We start from the raw sequence: 22,449 nt of genomic DNA on the forward strand, positions 1-22,449 counted from the left end.
GGCAAAGGCGCTATCCATGTCGTTGGACGCGCAGCATCGGTGTGCGCTCCGCGTCGCCAGCGCCGAACGCCATCGAAGGGCGAACGCGCAGCGAACCCGAGGAGAGTTCAGATATGTCGATGTCGAGCGACTTGAGTCTCACGGATCTCGATTTTTTCGTGACCGGCGACCCTCATCCGATTTGGGCGGAACTCCGCGCGGCGGACCCGGTGCACTGGACCGAACGCAGAGGCAAGAGCGGATTCTGGTCGGTTACAAAATATGAAGATGTGATGACGGTGTATCGCGATCCGATGCAGTTCAGCTCCGAGGGCGGTATCACGCTTGGAATCAACGAACCGCCCGATCCGAATGAACCGCGGCGCGATTTCGGCTTTCGGCAGATGATGATCCTGACCGACCCGCCGCGCCATACGCGCATGCGTCAGTTGGTCAACCGGCGCTTTACGCCGCGAGCGCTCGCGCCGCACGAGCCGCACATCCGTGCAATCGCGACCGAGATAATAGATTCGGTCGCCGAGCGCGGCGAATGCGATTTGGTGGTGGATGTCGCGGCGAAACTGCCGACCGCAGTCATCTGCGAGATGCTCGGCGTGCCTCGTGAAGATTGGGATCTGATGTTCACCTTTGGGAACCTGTCGCTCGGCAGCGAAGACCCGGAGTACCAACTGGGAGGATCGGCGCAGAAGACCGCCGCCAAGGCGCAGAAAGATGTCTTCAATTATTTCATGACGATGATCACGGAGCGGCGTAAAAATCCGGGCGAGGACCTGGTGAGCGCGCTCGTACATGGGGAAATCGAGGGCGACAAACTGACTGATCTCGAGATCCTGTTCAATTGTTTCCTGCTGATTCTCGGCGGGCAGGAAACGACTCGCAACGCGATCAGCGGCGGCGTCGATGCGTTGATCGCGAATCCGGACCAGCGTGCGCGCCTGATAGCGGATAGCGCGCTGATGCCGACTGCGATCGAGGAAATTCTGCGCTGGACTTCGCCAATCACGCACATCATGCGGACCGCTACGCAGGACACGGAAGTACGCGGGCGTGCAATTCGCAAAGGCGATCGCGTGCTGCTCTGGAACGCTTCGGCCAATCGCGACGAGGACGTTTTTGCCGATCCGTATCGCTTCGATATCGAACGCCAGCCCAACAATCACGTCGCATTCGGCTACGGCGAGCATTTTTGTCTCGGCGCGAACCTGGCGCGAGTTGAGTTGCGCGTGATGCTCGGTGAACTGCTGCGGCGACTGCCCGATATGCAGACCGCAGGGCCGATGGAACGGCTGCGCTCGAATCTGCTCGCGGGAATCAAGCATCTGCCGGTGCGCTTCACGCCGCAGCGGGCGGCGGCCTGAAGTTGGCGGCGACGACACATTAAGATGGAAGCGAAGTACTTCGAGGATTGGCGCGTCGGCGAGCAGATCGAGACGATGGGCCGCACGGTGGGCGACAGCGAGATTTCGCAATTCGTAGCACTGGGCGGTTTTTACGAAGAGATTTTCATGAACCAGGATTTCATCGCGAAGTCCGGGCCTTATCCGACGCGAATCGCGCCCGGCGCGCTGATTTTTGCATTCGCCGAGGGACTCATCATTTTGACCGGGTGCATCCACCGCATCGGGATGGCGCTGATCTCGGTGGATGAGATGAATTTCAAGCGTCCGCTCAAAGTTGGCGACACGATGCGCGTGCGGGTTTCCGTAGTCGAGACGCGGAAAACGAGCAAGCCCGATCGGGGAATCGTGACGTTCGAGCATACGGTGCTGAATCAGAACGACGAGGAAGTTATGGAATGCCGGGTGAAGCGGATGCTGCGTTGCCGCAACGCGTGAGCGCAGCGACAGAGAAGTGGAGGTGATCGCACAATGAAACTCGAAAACAAAGTGGCGGTGATAACCGGCGGCGGTTCCGGCATGGGAAAAGCGTCGGCGCTGCTGTTCGCGGCGGAAGGCGCGAAAGTCGCCGTGGTCGATCTGGATGAACGAGCGGCGGCTGAAACCGCGAGCGAGATCAATTCGGCGGGCAGACAGGCGACTGCGATTCGCGCCGACGTGTCGAAGGAGAAAGACGCCGAGAACATGATCGCGGCGGCCGAGAAGCGCTTCGGCACGCCGACAATCATTTTCAACAATGCCGGAATCGAGGGCGAGTCGGCCTACATCTCCAAGATGACCGAAGATGCTTTCGACCGCGTGATCGCGATCAATCTGCGCGGCGTGTTCCTCGGGATGAAGTACGTGCTGCCCGGCATGATCAAGGCGGGCGGCGGCTCGATCGTGAACCAGGCGTCGATTGCCGGGATGGTCGCGGTGCGTGGCGGGGTCGCATACTGCGCGGCGAAGGCGGGCGTGATCGCGATGACGCGCGTCGCGGCGCTCGAAAATGCGCGCTACAACATCCGCGTGAACTGTATTTGCCCCGGCGGAATCGAAACCGCGATGGCCAAGCGAATCCGCAAAGGCGCGCCGCCCGATCCGAAAGCAGTCAGCAGAATTTCGGTGCTCAATCGCATGGGACAGCCGGAAGAGATCGCGAAGATGGCGCTGTTCCTCGCGAGCGACGACGCCTCGTTTGCGACCGGCGCGCCGTTCGTCGTTGACGGCGGCTGGACGATCTCATGATCGATGTGCCCCGGCACTAACGGAGGCAGTGATGAATAGTCTGAAGGACAAGGCGTGCATCGTGGGCGTTGGCGAGAGCGCGTTCACGCGCGGCACCGATAAGAACGAATTGCAATTGATGCTCGAGGCGTCGTCGAACGCGCTGCACGATGCGGGGTTGAGCGCGCATGATATCGACGGGATCGTCGGACCGCCGATCGGCGCGCCGGCGGAGCATTTTGCGGCGAACCTCGGAATCGAGGATTTGCGCTATGCGGTGACGGTGCATACGGGCGGCGCGAGTTCGGTCTCGGGGCTGCAGTCGGCGGCGATGGCGGTCGCGTGCGGAATCGCGGAGACGGTGCTGGTGCCGATGGGATGGCTCGGCTACTCGGCGATGCGCGTCAGCGCGGCGGGCCGTCGCGAAGGTGGCGGCGGAGGGGGCGGCAACGCGGGCCCGCTCGGATCAACGATCGGCGAGTGGTACATGCCGTACGGCGCGTCGGTGCCGGTGCAATGGTACGCGTGGATTGCGACGCGCCACATGAAACTCTACGGCACGCCGTTCGAGGCGATGGCGGCGGTATCGCTCGCTGCGCGCAAGCACGCGCAACTCAACGACAACGCAATGATGCGCGGGCGTCCTCTGACGCTCGACGATTACATGAAGGCGCGCTGGATTTCGTATCCGTTCAGGCTGTTCGATTGTTGTCTCGAGACGGACGCTGCGTGCGCAGTGATCGTCACTTCGGCAGAGCGCGCGAAGGACTTGAAGCACGCGCCGGTTTATATCTCGGGCGTCGCGGAAGGGCATCCGTATCCCGCCGATGACATCCCGTCGCGTCCCGATCCGTTCAAGATTGGGCTTAGTTTCGCGGCGCCGAAAGCGTTCGAGATGGCGGGCGTCAAGCCGAGCGATCTCGATTTTGCGGAAATCTACGACTGCTTCAGCTATGTCGTGTTGATCCAGATGGAAGCGCTCGGTCTTTGCAAGCGTGGCGAGGTGAAAGACTTCGTCAAGGGCGGACGGCTCGAGCTCGGCGGCGATTTTCCGATCAACACGCACGGCGGGCTTCATTCGGAGGCGCACGTGTGGGGGATGAATCACGTGGTTGAGGCGACGCGGCAATTGCGCCACGAATGCGGCGCGCGGCAGGTCAAAGACGCTGAAGTCGGGCTGGTGACGGGATGGGGCGATTTCGGCGACGGCAGTCTCGCGATTTTGCGGAGGTAAAAACGATGGCCGAAGCGAGCACTGAGTATCGGCGTCCGCTGCCGCGGCGCCAGGGATACGCGCGCGAGTTTTACGATTATTGCCGGCGCCACGAATTGCGGTTCCAGCGCTGCACCGATTGCGCGACGTGGCGGCACATCCCGCGCGACATGTGCGCGAATTGCGGTTCGTTCCGCGCGGAGTGGGCAAAATCGTCGGGCCGCGGCAAAGTCTTTTCGTGGACTACGGTCATGCAGCCGATGCTGCCGCAATTCGCCGACGTGCCGTACAGTCCAGCGATCATCGAGCTTGAAGAGGGCCTGCGGATGCTCAGTTTCGTCGTCAACGTCAAGCCCGACGAGCTGGCAATCGACATGCCGGTCGAAGTTTGGTTCGACGACGTGACCGAAGAGGTCACGCTGCCGAAATTCAAGCACGTCGCGGCGGCGTAGCACTCTCGCGAGGAGCAAATGAGTTTGACGGCGCGTCGCGTGATGTGGCGATAGTGCGATTCGGAATAATCGAGCTGAATGGAATCTACCCCGAGGTGAAAAAATGAAATCGACGGACGAACTGGTTACCGAGCTTGCCGATCGCGAGGCGATTCGCGACCTCCCGGTGCGCTACTGCGACTGCGTGTGGCAGAACGACTTGAAGACGATGGTCGAGCTGTTCGCGGAGGATGGATTCTTCGTCGTCAAGGGGCGCGAGCGCGAGGCGGTCACCAAGGGGCGCGCCGAGCTGCTCAAGATGTACCAGGGCGCGCTGAGCGAAATGACGCCGCGTCCGTACATCCACAATCACGTCGTGAATCTGCAGAGCAAGACCAAGGCGAACGGTCGGTGCTACGTCGAATTGCGCAGCGCGTCGAAAAATATGGAATGGATTGGCACCGGCTTTTACGACGACGATTACGTGAAAGTCGGCGATAAGTGGCACTTCGCGTCGCGGCGTTTCACCAGTATCAGGCTGCCGGAACGCGCGGTTGCGGCCAGCACCAAATCTTAAGCCAGCGGGCCGTCGCGCTGGCAGTGCGATGCATCGCGGCGGATCGAACTGAATCGCAAATCGAAGGAGTCTGCCATGGCTGGAATCCTGGAAGGTAAAGTCGCGCTGATAACCGGCGCGGGGTCGGGAATCGGACGAGCGACGTCGCGAATCTTCGCCCGCGAAGGAGCAAAATTGGTGCTGGCGGATGTCGTCGAAGAAGGCGTCGTGCAGACGCATGCGATGATCGGCGATACCGGCGGCGTATCGATTTTCCTGAAGGCCGACGTCTCCAAACCCGGCGATGTCGAGTCGGCGGTCGCGAAAGCAGTCGAGAAGTATGGACGGATCGATTGCGCATTCAACAATGCGGGTATCGAAGGGCAGAGCGGCCTCACTCACGAGTGCACTGAGGAAAACTGGAATCGCGTCATCGCGATAAACCTGACGGGCGTGTGGCTCTGCATGAAGGCGGAGATCGCGCAGATGCTGAAGCAAGGCGGCGGTGGCGCGATCGTGAACACTTCGTCGGGCGCAGGACTGATTGGCGTCAGCGGGATGCCGGCTTATGTCGCGGCGAAGCATGGCGTCGCGGGGCTCACGCGCGCGGCGGCAATCGAGTACGGCCGGCATAACATCAGGGTCAATGCGGTTTGTCCGGGACCGATTCGCACGCCGATGATGGAGCGCCTGCTCGGCAACCGTCCAGAGGCGGAGCAGCGTTTCGCGCGCGGCGGACCGCTAAAAAGGCTCGGCGAGGCGGAAGAGATCGGCGAGGCAGTCGCCTGGTTGTGCTCGGATCACGCATCCTACGTGACCGGGCTGCCGATGCCGGTGGATGGCGGGTTCCTCGCGCAATAGTCAGTAACTATTATACTCCGTCGCGGCTGCTGCCGAACTGAGTAAAGGAAAGGCATCAAAATGAAATTCGGACTACTCTACGAAATGGAGACGCCGCGGCCGTGGCATGATCGAAGTGAGTATAACGTTTATTGGGAAGCGCTCGCGCAAATAGAATTGGCGGACCGCATCGGAATCGACTACGTGTGGGAAGTCGAGCACCATTTTCTCGAGGAATACTCGCACAGCCCGGCGCCGGAAGTCTTTTACGGGGCGGTGACGCAGCGCACCAAGAATATCCGGATCGCGCATGGCGTGCGGCTGCTGCCATTCCAGTTCAATCATCCGATCAAAATTGCCGAGCAGGCCGCCGTGCTCGATATCATGAGCAACGGGCGCGTCGATCTGGGCACCGGCCGTTCGACGACGTCGCAGGAACTGGATGGCTTCAACGTTGACTACGATCGTACGCGCGCGGAAGTGCGCGAGGCGCTCGAAATAATCGTCAAGGCGTGGACCGAAGAGATCCTCGAATTCGACGGCAAGCTGATGAAGATTCCACCGCGGCGCGTGGTGCCCAAGCCGATCCAGAAACCTCATCCGCCGATGTGGATGGCGTGTGTCGCGCCGGACAGCTATCCGATGGCGGGCGATCGCGGACTCGGCGTGCTGAGCTTCAGCCTCAACTTCGAGTTCGTGGTGGAGGCGGTCGCGAGTTATCGCAAGGCCTCGGCCAATCGCACCGACCAGATTCCGAAAGTTGCGAACGAAGCGTTCGGCGGCCTGATCGTCTGTCACGTCGCTGAAAATAAAGAGGATGAGGCGGTGGGGATGGATGGCGCGCGCTGGTTCTTTCACAACGTCGGCGAGTTGTTCAAACCGCTGATCGCGAAAAACCAGCTCTACTCGTATGAGTATCTGCGCAACCTGATGGCGGTGGACAAGGATCCCAACGATCTTACCGACGCCGAACTGAAGCAGCATCCGATGATTGTGGTGGGCAATCCCGACGAGGTAATCCGCAAGCTCGAAACGTTCGACAAAGCCGGCATCGATCAGGTGATATGCTTCAAGCAGGCTGGTCGCATCCCGCATCAGAAGATCATGAACTCGCTGAAGATGATGGCGAAACACGTGCTGCCGCACTTCAATCCGCATCGGGTCGTCGCGACTGACGAATTGCAGAGCGCGGCCGCGCGTTAAGTGGCGCGGAGTCGGGGCGCGGCAAGCGCGTCGATTTGTTCATGCGGATTGAAGACTACGCGCTGATCGGAAATACGCGGACGGCGGCGCTGGTCGGGCGCGACGGCTCAATCGACTGGTTGTGCATGCCGCGTTTCGACTCGGCGGCGTGCTTCGCTTCGATCCTCGGCAATCGCGACAACGGCCGGTGGCTGCTCGCGCCCAAGGATGAGCCCAAAGCCGTCCGCCGACGCTACTCCGACGGCACCCTGATTCTCGAGACTGAGTTCGAAACTGCGCACGGCGCCGCCAGGGTGATCGATTTGATGCCGGTCGCGGAGCACAGAGATCGCGTCGACGTGGTCAGGATCGTCAAAGGGATCAACGGCACCGTCTCGATGCGCATGGAGGCGATCTTCAGGTTCAATTACGGGCGAACGGTGCCGTGGATGCGGCGACGCGATTACGGTTACAACGCGATCGCGGGGCCCGACGCGGTGGCGCTGCGAGCGTCGGTGCCGATGCGCGGCAAGGATTTTACGACCGTTGCCGACTTCGAGGTGGCGGCCGGTCAGACGGAGTGGTTCACGCTGACCTGGTATCCGTCGCACGAAGCGGTGCCGCATCTGAGAGAAGCCGCGCACATGCTCGAGGAAACGGAAGCGTGGTGGCGCGAGTGGCTCGGGCGATGCTCCGTGGACGGCGAATGGCGCGACGCCTGCGTGCGTTCGCTCATCACGTTGAAGGCACTGACTTACGGACCAACCGGCGGGATCGTCGCGGCGCCGACGACCTCACTGCCCGAGTCGATCGGCGGTCCGCGCAACTGGGATTACCGCTTTTGCTGGCTCCGTGATGCGACCTTCACGCTATACGCACTTCTTACATCTGGCTATGTCGATGAAGCTCGCGAATGGCGCGAGTGGCTACTCCGCGCGATCGCCGGCGACCCGAAAGACATGCAGATAATGTATGGGCTCGCGGGCGAACGCACGCTGCCCGAGTTTGAAATTCCGTGGCTGACTGGCTATGAGGGCAGCCGTCCAGTGCGTATTGGCAACGCGGCGCATCTACAGTTTCAATTGGATGTTTACGGCGAAGTGATGGATGCGCTGTATGTATCGCGCGGCGCCGGAATCCGTGAAAACGAGGAGGCGTGGCGGTTGCAAAGGGAGTTGATGGATTTCCTCGAAACCGGCTGGAAGCAGCCGGACGAAGGAATCTGGGAGGTGCGCGGACCGCGCCAGCATTTTACCCATTCGAAGGTGATGGCGTGGCTGGCGGTGGATCGCGCAGTGAAGGAGATCGAGAAATTTCACGCGCACGGACCGGTCGCGCGATGGCGCGCGTTACGCTCCGAGATTCACGACGATGTATGCCGCCGCGGATTCGATGCGGAGCGAAATTCATTCGTCCAGCATTATGGTTCGAAGAACCTCGACGCGTCGCTGCTGATGATTCCGCTGGTCGGATTTCTGCCGCCGGGCGATTTCCGCGTACAGGGAACGCTCGAAGCGATTCAACGCGAGTTGCTCAACGATGGACTGGTCAAACGATACTCCACCAGCACCGGCGTGGATGGGTTGCCGCCGGGAGAGGGCGCCTTTCTGCCCTGCACCTTCTGGTACGCCGACAACCTGGCGGTCGCGGGACGGTATCGCGAAGCGCGCGAGGTCTTCGAACGGCTGCTATCGCTCAGAAATGACGTGGGCTTGCTGGCTGAGGAGTACGACTTCCGGGCACAGCGGCAAGTGGGCAATTTTCCGCAGGCGTTCACCCACGTCTCGCTGATCAACACCGCGCACAATCTGACGCGCTTGCAGGGACCGGCGATGCATCGCTCGCAGGAGCCGGCGATCGCTTCTACAAACGAATCACATCCGAGCGATCGCCGGTAAGATATGAAAATGCAAGTAAGTAATCGCGCATGTGCCGGGTGCGTAAAAAGTTATTTCGCACGTGATTGTGCCCGTTCGCTCCCAACGACTGCGCGAATTCCGGCGCCGATAGCAACTGCTTAATCCAGAATGCAGTTCCCTCGACCGTGTGAGTGAGTATTCCGGAATACTTGTGAGTAATCTGAAGTGGTATTTCGCCGACCGAGCCGGCGATTACAGGTTTGGATTTCCAAAGCGCTTCCGACACGGTGAGTCCGAATCCTTCCTTCAGGGATTTCTGGATAATCACGGTTGAAGCGCGCTGGATGGCGTTGATCTCGATATTCGCGGTCGGCGGCAAATCCAGGATGTGCACGTCCGGGTCGTCGCTGGCCTTTTCGCGCACCTCGCGCAGCACCACGGCCCCTTCCGGATCGTCGGTCGCGCCGCCGCCCGCCAGCACCAACTGGCAATCGACGCGGCGGCGCGCGATCCGCCATGCTTCCAGCACGCCGACCGGGTCCTTCAGCCGATCGAAGCGCGATATCTGCGTGACCATCGGCTTGTCGCTGTGGATGCCGAGTTGCTGCAGGATGTCTTCGATCTGTCCCGTGCCCAGTTCGCGATTCTTGTCGGAAAGCGGATCGATCGACGGCGCGATCAGGACTTGCGGTATCTCGAGCGTGCGGGCGAATTGCGGCGCCGAGAAAACGCTCAAGTCGTAGCTCTAGCCGGCCGGCTGCGGATCGTGAATGAACATACGCCACCCGCACGTCGCTCGAGCTGTCGAGAAAACTCTGGATGACGTCGAGCAAGGCGTCGCGAAGCTCGCGGATACTCGGAAATTGCAGCCTGTCGATCGCGGCGAGCTGCTCGCCAAGACGTTCCTCCAACAGGATGTTGGTTGCCCAGTAGGCGAAATCGTTCGGCGGTTCCGGCGAAAGATGCTGATGCATTTCCAGGAAGTGATGCGTGTGATGGTAGATGACCGAGCCGGGTACAGTCCTTAGATGCTCGGCCAGTTGCGCCAAATCTCGCGCCATCAAACCAGTTAGCAGCGTAGATTCAGGCGCGAGTAGAATTCGAAAGGTGTCTGTGCGGTCGATTGCGATTTGGTGGCCGTCATCTGCCGATTCTCCCGATTCGGACTCGAAGCTATTCTGGAGTTGCGGTCTATTGAGAATGATGCGGTCGTGCATCTACGACTATCGGAGAAATTGGGGGCAAGATCGAGACCATCGATGGCTAAATAAACGCCGCTGAGACGTTCAAATAAGCCTAAACGATTTCTCGCGAGCGAAGTACCGATGACGAATTGAAAATTTTTCATACCATCGCGGCTGAAGTTGAGCCGAAGGGCAATCGAATGATCCAAAGTATGAAGGCCTTGGCAGGAAGTTCAGCACGAGCGCGTTGCCGTGCAATTTTATGCATACTAGCAACACTCGCGGCTGGATGCGGCGGGCCCGAATCGACAAGCACTCGGCTCAATATTGCACTTGCGGTTTTTCCGGCTGAAGCTGCGCGCTATAGGTCGTTCGTAGCTGATTTCGAATCGCGGCATCGCGTTCGAATCAACATCATCGCCCAAGGCTATGGCGATATCTTGCAGGCGATGAGAGTGCAGGCAGGAGCGCGCGGCAATCTCGACCTGGTCGAACTCGACCTGGCGATGCTCGCCGAGGCTCACAACTATGCACAGCCGATCGACGATCAGGTCTCGGCGCCGGAGCGGGCCCTGTTCACGAACGCGGCCTGGGCGGCGGCGCAATCAGGCGGTCATCTATACTTTGTCCCTCATCGCTTGATGTGGCAGGCGATGATTTACAATCGTCAAAAGGTTCCTACACCGCCATCAACGTGGGACGAGCTGGCGCAATTTGCGCGCAACAATCCTGGTAAGCTGGCGATCAAGGCGGCGCGCTATGAAGGAGCAGTCTGCGATGCGCTTGCGTTTGTGTGGTCGGCCGGCGGCGACGAATGTCATCCGGAGTCGCCAGCCTCTTTGCGCGCGTTCGATTTTTTCAAGAGCATCGCCCCGAATTTGAACAACGAGTCCGCGGTGTTTCGCGAGATGTCGGTACTGGAGGCGCAGGCGCGCGGTTCGGTGTGGATTCACTTCAATTGGCCATTCGCAATTGACTATTTGCACGACAAGGGTTTGGCCCCCGAAGTTGATTTGAGCGCGCCGATCCCCGCCGGTCCCGCAGGGCGGGCGACTCCGCTCGGTGGCGGGTATCTGGCTATTCCACGTTTCGCTCCACACACGAAACTGGCATCCGAGTTCATACAGTATCTGCTCACTTCGGAAGCTCAAGCGAGGCTGAGTGAGAAAATGGGATGGTACGGCTCCGTGCCTCCGGCTCCGGGCAGCGAGGACGCGAGACTCTATGCGGGCTACTCCGCGATGCGTCCATACGTGCGGGCGCGCCCGGCGATCGAGTGCTACGCGGACCTTAGCGACGATTGGCGGCGCGCGATTCGTGCTGTGCTGGTCGACGATCGCACTGCGGCACAGGCGGTTGGTGATGCTTTCGGTAATCGCCGTGGCGGAAGCCGATGCGATTGCGCGGAGATGCGATAGTGGATAGCGCGAGCCGCAGACTCAGGATCGTATTCGTCTTCGTACCTTGCGCGGCGATGCTCGCAACACTTCTTCTGCCCGCACTGAACGGAATATTCCTGTCCTTCGAGCGGCGCGGGCCTTCGATCGCCAATTACTCAGATCTATTTTCAGACCCGATGTTCTGGCGCGCACTGATTAATAACATGCTAATCCCCTTCGGGAGCCTGATTATCGAATTAGTATTTGGACTTGCTATGGCTCTGATGCTTTCCTCGCGGCCGGAGAGATCAGCGATATTGGAAATCGCAGCGATTCTGCCCTTCGCGATGCCTGAAATAGTGATACTCACGCTGGCGCGCTACATCTTTATGCCGCGCGGCTATCTAAATGGAGCGATCGACTTGTTGGGCTGGCATCCTTTACCGTGGCTCAGCCCGCGGAGCTCGATGGCGATGTTCACCGTGATGCTGGTGGACGCGTGGCACGTCACTCCGATCGTAATGCTGATGCTGCTCGCGGGCTTGCAGACCATACCGCACGAACTATACGAGGCAGCGCGCCTGGACGGCGCGAGAACGTTGCAGACTTTCAGGTTCGTCACACTGCCATTGCTGGCGCCAGCGATCGTCGGCGCTATAGCGCTCCGCGGAATCGACGCGCTCAGAATCTTTTCGACGGCGCTGATACTTAGCGGCCCGGAAGGCGTTCCGGTGTTGTCGACTTATGCATACAGCCTCTGGAGCGACGCCCAGCAACAGAATCGGGCAATGGCGGCGGCCGTCGTGTTGGCGCTATTGGTTGCGACTATGGGTGTCGGCGGAATTGCGCTACTGCGCCGAAAGCCCGCTTATACTGAAGGAGCCTCCGCTTGAAGGCGAGCGTAGAACCCCAGCCCGGGAATGCGATCCTGGCGGGCCTTGGAGCCGTGCTCAGCGGCTTCGTGATTGCGGGCGCCGCGGTGCCTCTTTATCTTCTTGCAAAGCAATCGATCAGTCCTGAATTGGAGACGTTCGCATGGCCGCCGTCGTGGCTGCCTCATCGTGCAACGCTTGCGCATTTCGCCGCGATTTTCGCGGTTACGGAGCTCCGAGACGGCGTCATACGAAGCTTGCTGGTGGCTGTAGCGACGGGCATTGCCGCTACCGCGTTCGGTGCGATGCTTGCCTATTCGATGACGCGCGGCGGGTTAGGGCGTCGAGCAGGGTTCGCCACACTTAGCGGTGTGCGCCTCCTGCCGATGATCACGGTCGCGATACCACTCGGAATGATCCTATCCGCGCTCGGACTCAGCGACTCTCCCAGTGCGATGGGACTCGCGGCAGTGCATACGGCGATAGCTATCCCTACCGCGGCACTCACGCTGTACGCAGCCTTTATGGCGATTCCGGTGGAGGTCGAAGAAGCGGCCTGGATGGATGGCGCATCACCGCTGCGCATATTCCTTTCGATCGATTTGCCGATGGTGCGCGGGTCATTGGCGACGGCCTTTATACTCTGCTTCATCTTAAGCTGGGACGAATTTGGATTTGCGTTGCTACTTCAGCAGACCAATCGCACGCTGCCGCCATTGCTTTACTACTACACTGTGTTCGGAAACGTTGGCCCCGCAAGCGCGCTCGCACTGCTGATGCTGTTACCTGCGATAGCCCTTATTGTTGCACTAGGATCGACTCTGCGCGACACCTTGATGTCGAGCGGCTATCGCTGAGGCGGGACGATGGCGCAACTGGTTGTCCGCGATCTTACTCGCAGGTTTGATTCTGGCGGCGGGATTTCCAATATCTCGCTTACGGTCGAGAAAGGACAGTTCCTCGTCTTACTTGGCCCTTCAGGCTGTGGCAAGAGCACCTTGCTGCGATTGATAGCGGGACTCGAAGTTCCAGATAGCGGTGAGATCGAAATCGACGGCGTTAACCGGCTTCAGAAAGGATCTCATAGAGACGCAGTTGCGATGGTGTTTCAGAATCTCGCACTCTATCCGCACATGACAGCGTTTCAGAATATCGCGTTTCCGCTGCAACTCAGGCGCACGCCGCATGATGAAATGGAGCGGCGCGTGCGCGAGTCAGCATCAAAGGCCGGGCTGGCGCTCGATCTCAATCGATTTCCGAGAGAGCTCTCAGGCGGCGAGCGGCAACGCGTGGCGCTGGCGCGCGCGCTGGTTCGCGAACCACAGATTGTGCTGATGGACGAGGCGCTCGCGAGTCTCGATGCGCAGTTGCGCCTGTCCCTAAGGAGTGAGTTGAAGGAGTTCCAGCGCCGCACCGGCCGCACGTTCGTATACGTAACGCACGATCAAGCCGAGGCGCTCGCTTTAGCAGACATCCTGGCGGTGATGCGCGCCGGAACGATCGAGCAGATAGGCCGCCCCGAAGATGTCTTCACCAAGCCCGCAACTGAGTTCGTCGCCAGGTTTCTCGGTAGCCCGCCGATGAATCTGTTTCCGGCGACGGTTGAAGCCGGCGGCGTGCGTATCGCCGACGCTCATATTCCTGCCCTGATTGCGAAGAATTCACTCGACCCGGTTCTGGTGGGAATTCGACCCGATGACTTTCGCCTCGAGGGAGGCGCCGAATCAATCGGGATCGAGGTCGTAGTCGAAGCAATCGAGTATTCAGGCACTGGTTTTCTGCTCCATGCGCGGTGGGGCGAGTCATCAGTGACCGCAATTGTCCCAAAGCGCTTTGAGACAGGCTCTCAATTGAAATTGCACGTCTCACGGCATTGCCTGCATTTCTTTGATGTGACGAATGGAACTCGACTTAGCATCTAGTAAGACAACAACATGAATCGTTTCGATGACGACAGGTTAGAAGAAGGATTTTCCGGAAAGGTAAAGTTAGACGAGCTGATCAGTACCGGGCCTGCTTTGCCCTGCTATTTGGCTATTGCCGGACTTCGACTTTCACCGGTCCTTGCCGTTCTACCAACTCGACTGCCGCCTGATGGGCAGTGCGCCGAAATAGAAACGAGACTCGGCCATCGCCCACTCTGAGATCGTCGATGCGCATCCAATCGAGCCATGATGGCAGCGTCGGTGAGTTGAAAATGACCTTTCTCTCGACACCCGATACTTCGAGACCCAGCATCGCCTGTACGATCATGAAGACGCTGCTCGCCGACCATGCTTGAGGCCGGCAAGCCACCGGATAAGGAACCGGACCGCGATGCGGTTCGCGATTGAATCCACAGAAGAGCTCCGGCAAGCTCCCGCTGCCGTCGAGCTGCTCGGACGCGTCGAACAAGCCGTCGAGGATCCGCAGCACGCCGGCATTGTTGCCGGCGCGGCCGTGGCCAAGCGCCGCGATCGCATTGTCGTGCGGCCACACCGATCCGTTGTGATAGCTCATCGGATTGTAGCGGCGCTCGTTGGCACTTAGCGTGCGCGTGCCCCAGCCAGAAAATATATCGTCGGCTAGCAGGCGTTCCGATTGCGCAAACGCCTGATCGCTATCCAGGATGCCTGCTGCCAGGACGTGCCCAGCATTGGAAGCGAGCACCCGGCACGGCCGCTTGTCGCCGTCGAGCGCTAGCGCGCAGCTTCGCTCGTGATCCCACCAGAAGTCGCGCACGAAAGTTTTCTTGAGGGTTGATGTCCGTTCCAGGAGCCGGTCTGCGACATCAACGTGACCGAGCCGCCGCGCAACGCTGGCGATGCCAAGGTAGCACGCGTAAATGTAGCCCTGAACTTCGGCTAGCGCGATCGGCGTCCGCGCGAGCTCACCGTCGGCATGCGAAATCGCATCGAAGGAGTCCTTCCATCCCTGGTTCGCGAGTCCGCGCGGCGTCCGCCGGATGTACTCGACATAGCCATCTCCGTCGCAGTCACCCGACTTCTCGATCCATTCGAGCGCGCGCATCGCGGCTGGCCACAATTCATTGGCGAGTTTCAAATCGCCAGTGGTCTCGATGCAACGTCCTAGCAACCACAGAAAGAGCGGAGTCGAGTCAGCGCTGCCATAGTAACGGCCAAAAGGAACCTCGCCGGTAGCCGCCATCTCGCCATAGCGGATCTCATGAACGATTTTGCCTGGCTGTTCGTCGCGCGCCTCGTTGGCTTCTGTTCCTTGCAAGCCGGCGAGCGTCTTCAGAGTCCGCACTGCTATATCGGGATTGAACGGCAGCAGCGACATCGAAGTAATCAAGCTGTCGCGTCCAAACAGCGTGGCGAACCACGGGATACCTGCCATGATGAAAGCGCCGTCGGCAGTCTCAGTGACTATCGTAGTAAGATCTGCAATCGAGCGCTGCAGGAACGAATCGAACAGCTTATTGCTGGCGGTAAAGCGTGCCCATCCATGATGAGCCGCGGCAATTTCGGAGCCTCGTTCGGCCAGTGCCGACTCGAAATCGGGCGGCGCCAGCCGCCCCGACATGCGAGTGTTGCCGCGACGGCTGCCAACCACAATCCTGGTTTCGAAATGCACGCTCTCATGTGGCTTCAGGTCGATCAGAAAACCAGCGCGATGATCGGCAATCTCCCGCGGCGCGGGGTCGAACAAAATCTCGGTGAAGCGAACGACGCCGTCGAGACCGTGGTAAGCGTACTTGAGCCGGCTCGAGTCGACCTCGGCATCGAGAAATTCACCGTGACGTTCGCGCGGAACGCCGCGTACTTCAAAAAGGTCGGCAAAGTCAGCGCCGACTGTGAGCCTGAGCGGTATTTGCACAATTGAAGGTGCAAAGTTGCTCACTATCAGGCGATGAAACAAGGCAGCCGACGTGAGCACCCAGCCGCGCTGAATCTGGATCGAATCGCGCGGCAGTCCCACGATATCGCCGTTGAGGCCGAGGTCCGGGTTGGTCAGGTTGACTCGCAATTCAACCTTGTCGTCGCTGATGTATGAGTTCAGAAAGTAGGGAAGCTTGCCGTCGATATCGAGTTCGAAGTGACTGAGATAGCGAGTGTCGCGCCGAAAAAAGCCAAGCGCCTCGAGCGGCGATTCAAGGATGTCGCCGCCGGTATCGAAGATGGTGAAGCTTTGCGCATTCGCCAGCACGCGGGTGGGGCGCCGCGAGGCGAACGACGACGCCAGGACGTAGAAGTCCTCGCCGACTTTGACCATCGCGCTCGATTCGCGCGGCGTGGTCCGGCGCGAACGGCGCGCCTCCAGTGCGGCCGGTTTGTCGGTTGGTCGCTTCACCGGGTGCTATGCATCCAGGGTTGCTTTGTCGAATTGAAGCTACTGGACGCGCGAAGCTTTCAAATCCCTTCGCGAGATCAGTTCGCGGTAAACGTGTTCGTAACGATCGACCATCGTCTCGACGGTGAAGCGCCGCTCAAACTCAGCACGACAATTCTCCCGCGATAGCTCATCGACCCGGGTGACCGCGGCCGCCAGTTCGTCAACGCTCTCAGCGACAAAGCCCGTGAGGCCGTGCTCGATAACCTCAGGAACCGAACCGCAGGGACGAGCAATCACCGGAGTTCCGCACGCCAAAGCCTCGATCATAGTAAGGCCGAACGGCTCAGGCCAATCGATCGGAAAGAGCAAGGCGATCGCATTGCCAAGAAAGTCGGCCTTTTGAGAATCGTTGATTTCGCCGACGTACTCGATCAAATCAGAATTCATCAACGGCTTGATCTCGTGGTCGAAATAGCCTTGTTCCGTCAGATCGATTTTCGCGGCAATCATAAGCGGGATGCCCGCGCGCAGTGCGATCGCGATCGCAAGGTCGGGACGCTTCTCACGGGACATCCTGCCCAGAAAGGCCAGGTAACCTCGAGGAGTCGCATTGAACTTCAACAGATCGCGCGGCAGGCCATGATGAACCGTCGCCACCCAGTTCATGAATGGCAACGGGCGCCGTTGCGAATCGCTGATCGATACCACCGGATGGTTCCGATATCGGGCGTACACCGGGCGCAGCTCTTCGGCGTCGAGGCAGCAATGAAGCGTAGCGACCGATGGAATCTCAGACATCTCGGCCAGGGGGAAGCTCCAGTAATCGAGGTGCGAGTGGATTATGTCGAAGCGCTGGGCGGCGTGGGTGTACGCATCGCTCAGCATCGACAGATGCAATGGCAAGCCCGCTTCCGATATTCCGGCGAGCCGGAGGGCTCGCGGGCAACCGGGCTCCAAGTTTGCGCGCGTGACAGAGTCGCCCGACGCGAACAGCGTTACTTCATGTCCGCGCCGTACCAGTTCCTCTGTGATGTGCGAGACGACCCGCTCAGTCCCGCCGTAAAGTTTTGGCGGAGTCGGTTCGTAAAGCGGCGCGATCTGCGCGATGCGCAAGCGAGGAAGATGATTGACAGCGCCGCTGGTCTGGTGCGAATGATTCATGTCCAAGTTCTTTGACGGCAGCGATCGCTGCCGGGGATCTTTTCTCAGTCCAGAATCAATTGACTATTAGTTGCAATATCAAAAACGATTCTAAGTAGCTATAGCTATTGAAGCCCGCCTTTCCAACATCGGATAAGTCAAAGTAGCTAATTGACCGCGCTAGCGAGATGCCTTTTTGAGACCATCGCACGTTTCCGGCTCGGCCGGAGTTGATACTACTTCCGCCTTGACCGGCGCGGTGCCGTCGTGAGCCATGTCGAGTTTGTGCGCGGCCTTTTTCGACAGATCGATTTTGCGGCCGCGGCGAGGCGGCCCGCAATCATTGATACGAACCCGGGCCGATTTGCCGTTCTCGAGGTTGGTGACGATAACCTCCGACCCGAGCGGTACGTGGTTCGAGGCCGCCGTCATCGCGTTCGAGTTGAATCGCTCGCCAGTGGCGGTTTTTTTGCCGTGAAGACCGGGACCGTACCACGACGCCTTGCCCTTCACGACGTCGCCGGGCTCGGTCGCGTTCGAAACGACGCGAGACCCGGTCGATTGCGCGCGTTGCGCCGCGGCGCGCGAGGAATTTTCCGATGCCCGCGGCGAGGGCATTTCCGCGGACGCATTCCACGGCAGGCAAAGGGCTCCGACACCAAGGATCGCACTTAGCAATCCATTATGGATGTGCTGATTAAATCTCATGAAACAGGCTGCCTCGATTGATTAGCTGTGCTCTGTAATGAGCAATTCATGTGCCCCGCGGGTTGCTCGATCAAGCACGCGCGCGTTCGCGCGGCGAGATCCTGATCGTTCCGCTGCGGCCGGAACCGGCGTGCACGCGGCGGCGCGACGGAAACGCCTGCCGGCTTCCCGACCCGTCCTTCAGCAGAAATCGATTGAGGCCCTGGCGCAGGCGGTCAGGATCGATGCCCAAGGTTTCGCATACATTGACGAATGCGAACGGCCCGAATCCTTCGGCTGAATTGATCCAGTCGGACGTCTCGAGGAACTCGGGCGACGTTCGATCGCAGTCGTGGCATTCCAGGTAACGGCGGACACCGTCTTCGAGCACGGCGAACAGCAGATTGCGTTCGCCCTCGAAGGGATTCGACTTGCGCACCAGGTCACGGTACTGCGAGGGCAGTATGTCGGCGCTCTGGAACAGATCCGGCAGATCGTCAGCGAAAGAGTGTTGTGCTTTCATGTGGCTGCTTTCCCCTCGTGTAAGTGGAGGTAGTGAGATTGGCGATCGAACCGTCACTTGGAGCTTTTCTTCTTTGGAACTTTCGCTCCCGCGCGACGCGCTTCGGAAAGTCCAATCGCGATCGCCTGCTTGCGGCTCGTGACTTTCTTTCCGGAGCGGCCGGAAGTGAGCTGGCCGGCTTTCTTGCGATGCATCGCGCGCTTGACGCTCTGCGATGCTTTCTCTCCGTACTTGCGTGTCGAACTTTTTTTGGTCGGCATCGTCGATCCCGCGGCTTGGCTTGGTGAGAGCGTCGTTGGCTCTTGGGAAGTGCATCTAGCAAAACGATTGCCAACGCCACTCGCGTCCGAAATTTTGATCGGACTAGCGGCGATTCGTGACGAGGCCCGCGCCGATCAGAATCACGCCGAGGACGATCGCGCCTTCGCTGAGCAGTGGCGGTATGACGTGGTCTTCCTGCTTGTTGGCCTGCAGCTTGAGGTCGCCGAGTTTCGCGACTTCCTCGGTGTGCTGCGTGGTAAATACCGGCATCGCCAATCCGAGCAGACCGAGCAGCGCCAGCACGACTCCGGTCATAACTATTCCTTTCATGATTTCCTCCGCGGTTCGTTTCGACCGCTTGCGGGCCCTATCAGGAAGGCGTGGCAGCATCATGTGTGCCAACAGTCCAGCTCGCTGTGGCCGATCGTGAAAAAGATGCGTAAGTCCGCTGGATTCTACCGAGTGGTTTGCGCCCATATTTCGTTTTGTGCGTGACGCTCCACGGGATTAGGCTAGGCACTGCGAATTAATTACGCGTGGTACATCACTTGCGACGTTTTAGCGAAAAGGCGTTACTCAACTTACGGAGGCAATTCAAATGGCCATTGACAATCTGGGACCCGCCGCCAACGAGGCCATGGACCGAGGCCGTCGCGTGATGGACAAGACGATGGAAAAAGGCCGCGAGATGATGGACGAGGGTTACGAAACGGTCCAGCAGGTGGCAGAGAAGGGCCGCGATGCTCTGCAGGGCGGCGTCGAAGCCGTGCAAAAGTTCGCGAGCGAGACCACCATGGATGACGTGCGCGAGTTCGTGCGCAACGAGCCGTGGGCCGCAGTGGCGATCGCGTTCGGCGTCGGCTATCTCGTCGCGCAGATCTTCAAGCGAGTCGCGTAAAACAGGAGGCCAGTCCAATGGCACATTCGGCCGCTGTCCACAGAATGGCTGAACGCAGTTCGGCCGAACGCAAACCTCGCACAGAACTCGAACAGATGATCAAGGACGAGCCGTTGAAGGCGGTCGCGATCGCCGCGGGACTCGGCTTCTTCACGGGTGGCGGACTCCGATCGCGCACCGCCCGTGCAGTGCTGGTGCTGGTCGGCCGGATCGCAGCGCGCACGATGGTATCGAACTACATAATGGGAGCAGTCTTCAATGCCGGCGGGCGAGGAAATTTCGAGAATCGAAAGTGAGATCGATGACGCCCGCCGCGATCTCCACGAGACCATGGCGCAGGTGCATCAGAAGGTCGAAATCGTCGAATCGGAGCTACGACCTGGTCACAAGATGATCCAGGCATACCCGCTCGCGGCTTTGGGCGTCGGCGCCGTGCTGGGATTTCTGATCGGCAACAAGACCCACCGTCCGACGCTGGGGCCGGTGATCTTGGGCCTGATTTGCGGCTATGGCGCGGTCAAAGCCTACTCGATGGCGAGCGAGAAAGCAGATGGAAAACCATAGCTCGGCGCGCAAGGAACTGGTCGAAAGCCCGGCGGATTGGGGTACGCTTGCAGCCCGCGCCGTAGATGACGTGTCGCGGGTCATCCAGGGCGAGATGCGACTGCTCGAGGCTCGGCTGCGAGGCGCAATCGAGGGGCAGGTGGAGAACTTGTTCCTGACGCTGGCCGCAGTGGCCGTCGCGACGATCGGCGCGTTCTGCCTGCTAGCTGCGCTGATCGGATTCCTGCATCAATGGATGCCATACTGGCAGGCGATGGGCATCGTTGGGGTCGCGTTTGTGATTGTCGGGATAATCATGCGGCTGATCGGAAAACGCGCAGCCAAGGTGCGGACTGCCGCCTAAGACGCGAAACCCTGAAAGCTCAAAACGGATCGCAACGCGGGATGGAGGCTTTCACGGCTTTCATCCCGCGTTTTCTTTAGGAATGGAAGATCGCTAAAACTGGTAATTGTTACAAATCGTGAATTTTTTACAGACCGGACAAGTAGCGAGTTCATGTAGAAATCGAGGGACTTTTCCGGCATTATGCTTGCTCAGCATCGTAGGAACGTTCCGTACTCTACTCCTTAACTTTCCTCCTAGCAGTGAAGGCCAATCAGGTGACAAGCGTGGCAAATGAAACCAGGATTCTCGTGGCGGAAGACGATGTATCGACGCACGAGGAATGGAGCGAGTCCCTGTCGGCGTGGGGTTTCCGGGTCGAGACGGCGGAGGATGGGGAGCGGGCAACTGAGTTAATCAAGACGTTTCAGCCGCACATTCTCCTGACCGACCTGCGGATGCCGCGCAAGGACGGCTTGCAACTCCTGCGCGACATCCGCGAGATGGGCATCGATTTGCCCACCGTGATCATTTCGGGGCAGGGCGATATCCCGGATGCGGTCGAAGCGATCAAGCTGGGCGCCATCGATTATCTGCGAAAGCCCGTAGATCCGCCGCATCTGCGCCAGATGCTGAAGAACCTCGCGGACATCGTGCAGATGCGTGAGGAGAATCTGACGCTGCGGCGCCGCTTGGCAGACGTGGGAGAACTCGGGCCGTTGTTCGGGCGCTCGCTCGTGATGCGCCGCGTGATCACGGCAATCGAGCGGCTGGCGCAATCGTCGGCGTCGGTCGTGATCACCGGCGAAAGCGGCACCGGCAAGGAACTCGTCGCGCGCACGATCCATGAGACTTCGCCGCGGCGCAGCGCGCCATACGTCCCGGTCAATTGCGCAGCCATCCCCGAAACGTTGATGGAAAGCGAGCTGTTCGGCCACGAGCGCGGCTCCTTCACGGGCGCCGATCGCAGGAAGGAAGGATGCTTCGAGGCCGCGAACGGCGGTACCTTGCTGCTCGACGAAATCACAGAGATGAAGGTCGAGCTGCAGGCCAAGCTGTTGCGCGTGATCGAGGAGCAAAAGCTGCGGCGCGTCGGCGGTACGACCGAAATCCCGCTTGACGTGCGCGTGCTGGCGGCGTCGAATCGCGATATCGAGCAGGCGGTCCGCGATGGAAAGTTGCGCAGCGACCTTTATTATCGGCTGAACGTCTTCACCATCACGCTACCGCCGCTGCGCGAGCGCGCCGACGACATCCCGCAGCTCGTGCAGATGTTCATCTCGCACTACGCTCAGCAGAATCACAAGGACGTCGTGGGAATTGATAGCGACGTGATGGAGGCCTTCCGCGGGCATCCCTGGCCCGGCAACGTGCGCCAGCTACGCAACGTGATCGAGCGCGCGTTGATCGTTTGCGAGGGCCGTACGATCCGCAAGAACGATCTCCCTGAGGATTTTCGCGCCGCGAACTCACCCGACGGCGGCTTCGTGAAGATTCGGCTGGGCGCGTCGCTGGGCGAAGTCGAGAAGGAAATGATCGCGCGGACGCTCGAGTTCACCGGCGGCAACAAGACGCGGGCGGCCGATGTGCTTGGGGTGAGTGCGAAGACGCTGTACAACAAGCTCGAGCGTTTCAGCCAGCAGCAATCGCCTCAAAATAC

The 22,449-nt window shown here is 59.8% G+C and carries 25 protein-coding genes and 1 pseudogene; 18 read left to right on the plus strand and 8 right to left on the minus strand.

Translation table 11 applies throughout. The annotated features are described in order from the left end of the window. Positions 1 to 113 precede the first annotated feature (113 nt). The 9 genes from Q7S58_RS16600 to Q7S58_RS16640 all read left to right on the plus strand — a co-directional run bounded on the left by Q7S58_RS16600 (position 114) and on the right by Q7S58_RS16640 (position 8,723). On the plus strand, positions 114 to 1,358 hold the full coding sequence (locus Q7S58_RS16600) for a cytochrome P450 (RefSeq protein ID WP_304828300.1): 1,245 nt from the start codon (positions 114 to 116) through the stop codon (positions 1,356 to 1,358). A 24-nt stretch (positions 1,359 to 1,382) separates the two neighbouring features. Beyond that, a complete protein-coding gene (locus tag Q7S58_RS16605) occupies positions 1,383 to 1,835 on the plus strand; it encodes a MaoC family dehydratase N-terminal domain-containing protein (protein ID WP_304828303.1) in 453 nt (150 codons plus the stop codon). A 33-nt stretch (positions 1,836 to 1,868) separates the two neighbouring features. Next, on the plus strand, positions 1,869 to 2,624 hold the full coding sequence (locus tag Q7S58_RS16610) for an SDR family NAD(P)-dependent oxidoreductase (RefSeq protein WP_304828306.1): 756 nt from the start codon (positions 1,869 to 1,871) through the stop codon (positions 2,622 to 2,624). Positions 2,625 to 2,655: 31 nt separating this feature from the next. Then, the gene (locus tag Q7S58_RS16615; RefSeq protein WP_304828309.1) at positions 2,656 to 3,837 is read left to right on the plus strand and encodes a hypothetical protein; all 1,182 of its coding nucleotides are present in this window, start codon (positions 2,656 to 2,658) and stop codon (positions 3,835 to 3,837) included. A gap of 5 nt (positions 3,838 to 3,842) precedes the next feature. Continuing rightward, complete coding sequence (locus Q7S58_RS16620) at positions 3,843 to 4,268, plus strand: Zn-ribbon domain-containing OB-fold protein (RefSeq protein WP_304828311.1); 426 nt, start codon at positions 3,843 to 3,845, stop codon at positions 4,266 to 4,268. A 103-nt stretch (positions 4,269 to 4,371) separates the two neighbouring features. Beyond that, positions 4,372 to 4,824: a nuclear transport factor 2 family protein gene (locus Q7S58_RS16625; protein ID WP_304828316.1), complete on the plus strand. Its 453-nt coding sequence runs from the start codon at positions 4,372 to 4,374 to the stop codon at positions 4,822 to 4,824. A 75-nt stretch (positions 4,825 to 4,899) separates the two neighbouring features. Continuing rightward, positions 4,900 to 5,664: a glucose 1-dehydrogenase gene (locus tag Q7S58_RS16630; RefSeq protein WP_304828319.1), complete on the plus strand. Its 765-nt coding sequence runs from the start codon at positions 4,900 to 4,902 to the stop codon at positions 5,662 to 5,664. A gap of 60 nt (positions 5,665 to 5,724) precedes the next feature. Next, positions 5,725 to 6,846 (plus strand): LLM class flavin-dependent oxidoreductase, encoded by a 1,122-nt coding sequence (locus Q7S58_RS16635; RefSeq protein ID WP_304828323.1) that lies wholly within the window; start codon positions 5,725 to 5,727, stop codon positions 6,844 to 6,846. Between the two features lie 41 nt (positions 6,847 to 6,887). Next, complete coding sequence (locus Q7S58_RS16640; RefSeq protein WP_304828326.1) at positions 6,888 to 8,723, plus strand: glycoside hydrolase family 15 protein; 1,836 nt, start codon at positions 6,888 to 6,890, stop codon at positions 8,721 to 8,723. Here Q7S58_RS16640 and Q7S58_RS16645 read toward each other — a convergent pair. Then, on the minus strand, positions 8,689 to 9,420 hold the full coding sequence (locus Q7S58_RS16645) for a glycosyltransferase (protein ID WP_304828329.1): 732 nt from the start codon (positions 9,418 to 9,420) through the stop codon (positions 8,689 to 8,691). The two genes, Q7S58_RS16640 and Q7S58_RS16645, sit on opposite strands and share 35 nt — an antisense overlap. A 109-nt stretch (positions 9,421 to 9,529) precedes the next feature. Continuing rightward, positions 9,530 to 9,901, minus strand: a pseudogene (locus tag Q7S58_RS22275) (DUF5752 family protein); the annotation flags it as partial. Between the two features lie 179 nt (positions 9,902 to 10,080). Between Q7S58_RS22275 and Q7S58_RS16655 the strand changes: the two are divergent. From Q7S58_RS16655 to Q7S58_RS16670, 4 genes are all read left to right on the plus strand, one after another. Continuing rightward, positions 10,081 to 11,286, plus strand: a complete 1,206-nt coding sequence (locus Q7S58_RS16655; RefSeq protein ID WP_304828379.1) for an extracellular solute-binding protein — start codon at positions 10,081 to 10,083, stop codon at positions 11,284 to 11,286. A 185-nt stretch (positions 11,287 to 11,471) separates the two neighbouring features. Next, positions 11,472 to 12,140 (plus strand): carbohydrate ABC transporter permease, encoded by a 669-nt coding sequence (locus Q7S58_RS16660; RefSeq protein WP_304828337.1) that lies wholly within the window; start codon positions 11,472 to 11,474, stop codon positions 12,138 to 12,140. Then, on the plus strand, positions 12,137 to 12,976 hold the full coding sequence (locus Q7S58_RS16665; protein ID WP_304828340.1) for a carbohydrate ABC transporter permease: 840 nt from the start codon (positions 12,137 to 12,139) through the stop codon (positions 12,974 to 12,976). Before Q7S58_RS16660 ends, Q7S58_RS16665 begins: the two co-directional genes overlap by 4 nt. Before the next feature lie 9 nt (positions 12,977 to 12,985). Then, entirely contained in the window at positions 12,986 to 14,041 is a 1,056-nt protein-coding gene (locus Q7S58_RS16670; RefSeq protein ID WP_304828343.1) for an ABC transporter ATP-binding protein, read from the plus strand. Positions 14,042 to 14,153: 112 nt separating this feature from the next. On the opposite strand, the gene Q7S58_RS16675 is transcribed toward Q7S58_RS16670, so the two are convergent. The 6 genes from Q7S58_RS16675 to Q7S58_RS16700 all read right to left on the minus strand — a co-directional run bounded on the left by Q7S58_RS16675 (position 14,154) and on the right by Q7S58_RS16700 (position 19,335). Next, complete coding sequence (locus Q7S58_RS16675; RefSeq protein WP_304828346.1) at positions 14,154 to 16,412, minus strand: glycogen debranching N-terminal domain-containing protein; 2,259 nt, start codon at positions 16,410 to 16,412, stop codon at positions 14,154 to 14,156. 39 nt (positions 16,413 to 16,451) lie between these two features. After that, a complete protein-coding gene (locus Q7S58_RS16680; RefSeq protein WP_304828349.1) occupies positions 16,452 to 17,555 on the minus strand; it encodes a glycosyltransferase family 4 protein in 1,104 nt (367 codons plus the stop codon). A gap of 159 nt (positions 17,556 to 17,714) precedes the next feature. Further along, entirely contained in the window at positions 17,715 to 18,242 is a 528-nt protein-coding gene (locus tag Q7S58_RS16685) for a septal ring lytic transglycosylase RlpA family protein (RefSeq protein ID WP_304828352.1), read from the minus strand. Positions 18,243 to 18,312: 70 nt separating this feature from the next. Further along, entirely contained in the window at positions 18,313 to 18,744 is a 432-nt protein-coding gene (locus Q7S58_RS16690) for a hypothetical protein (RefSeq protein ID WP_304828355.1), read from the minus strand. A 53-nt stretch (positions 18,745 to 18,797) separates the two neighbouring features. Continuing rightward, a complete protein-coding gene (locus Q7S58_RS16695; RefSeq protein ID WP_304828358.1) occupies positions 18,798 to 19,004 on the minus strand; it encodes a DUF6496 domain-containing protein in 207 nt (68 codons plus the stop codon). Positions 19,005 to 19,107: 103 nt separating this feature from the next. Further along, the gene (locus tag Q7S58_RS16700) at positions 19,108 to 19,335 is read right to left on the minus strand and encodes a hypothetical protein (RefSeq protein ID WP_304828361.1); all 228 of its coding nucleotides are present in this window, start codon (positions 19,333 to 19,335) and stop codon (positions 19,108 to 19,110) included. 268 nt (positions 19,336 to 19,603) lie between these two features. On the opposite strand from Q7S58_RS16700, the gene Q7S58_RS16705 reads away from it, so the two are divergent. The 5 genes from Q7S58_RS16705 to Q7S58_RS16725 all read left to right on the plus strand — a co-directional run. Further along, positions 19,604 to 19,903 (plus strand): hypothetical protein, encoded by a 300-nt coding sequence (locus Q7S58_RS16705; RefSeq protein ID WP_304828364.1) that lies wholly within the window; start codon positions 19,604 to 19,606, stop codon positions 19,901 to 19,903. 44 nt (positions 19,904 to 19,947) lie between these two features. Continuing rightward, complete coding sequence (locus Q7S58_RS16710; RefSeq protein ID WP_304828367.1) at positions 19,948 to 20,199, plus strand: hypothetical protein; 252 nt, start codon at positions 19,948 to 19,950, stop codon at positions 20,197 to 20,199. After that, the gene (locus Q7S58_RS16715; RefSeq protein ID WP_304828370.1) at positions 20,162 to 20,467 is read left to right on the plus strand and encodes a hypothetical protein; all 306 of its coding nucleotides are present in this window, start codon (positions 20,162 to 20,164) and stop codon (positions 20,465 to 20,467) included. The genes Q7S58_RS16710 and Q7S58_RS16715 overlap by 38 nt, the downstream gene beginning before the upstream one ends. Beyond that, positions 20,454 to 20,810 carry a phage holin family protein gene (locus tag Q7S58_RS16720; protein WP_304828373.1) on the plus strand — a complete coding sequence of 119 codons (357 nt, stop codon included), beginning with the start codon at positions 20,454 to 20,456 and terminating at the stop codon, positions 20,808 to 20,810. The genes Q7S58_RS16715 and Q7S58_RS16720 overlap by 14 nt, the downstream gene beginning before the upstream one ends. 266 nt (positions 20,811 to 21,076) lie before the next feature. Then, the coding region (locus tag Q7S58_RS16725; RefSeq protein ID WP_304828376.1) for a sigma-54 dependent transcriptional regulator at positions 21,077 to 22,449 on the plus strand (1,373 nt) is incomplete at its 3' end.

Source organism: Candidatus Binatus sp., assembly GCF_030646925.1.
Taxonomy (GTDB): Bacteria; Desulfobacterota; Binatia; order Binatales; family Binataceae; genus Binatus.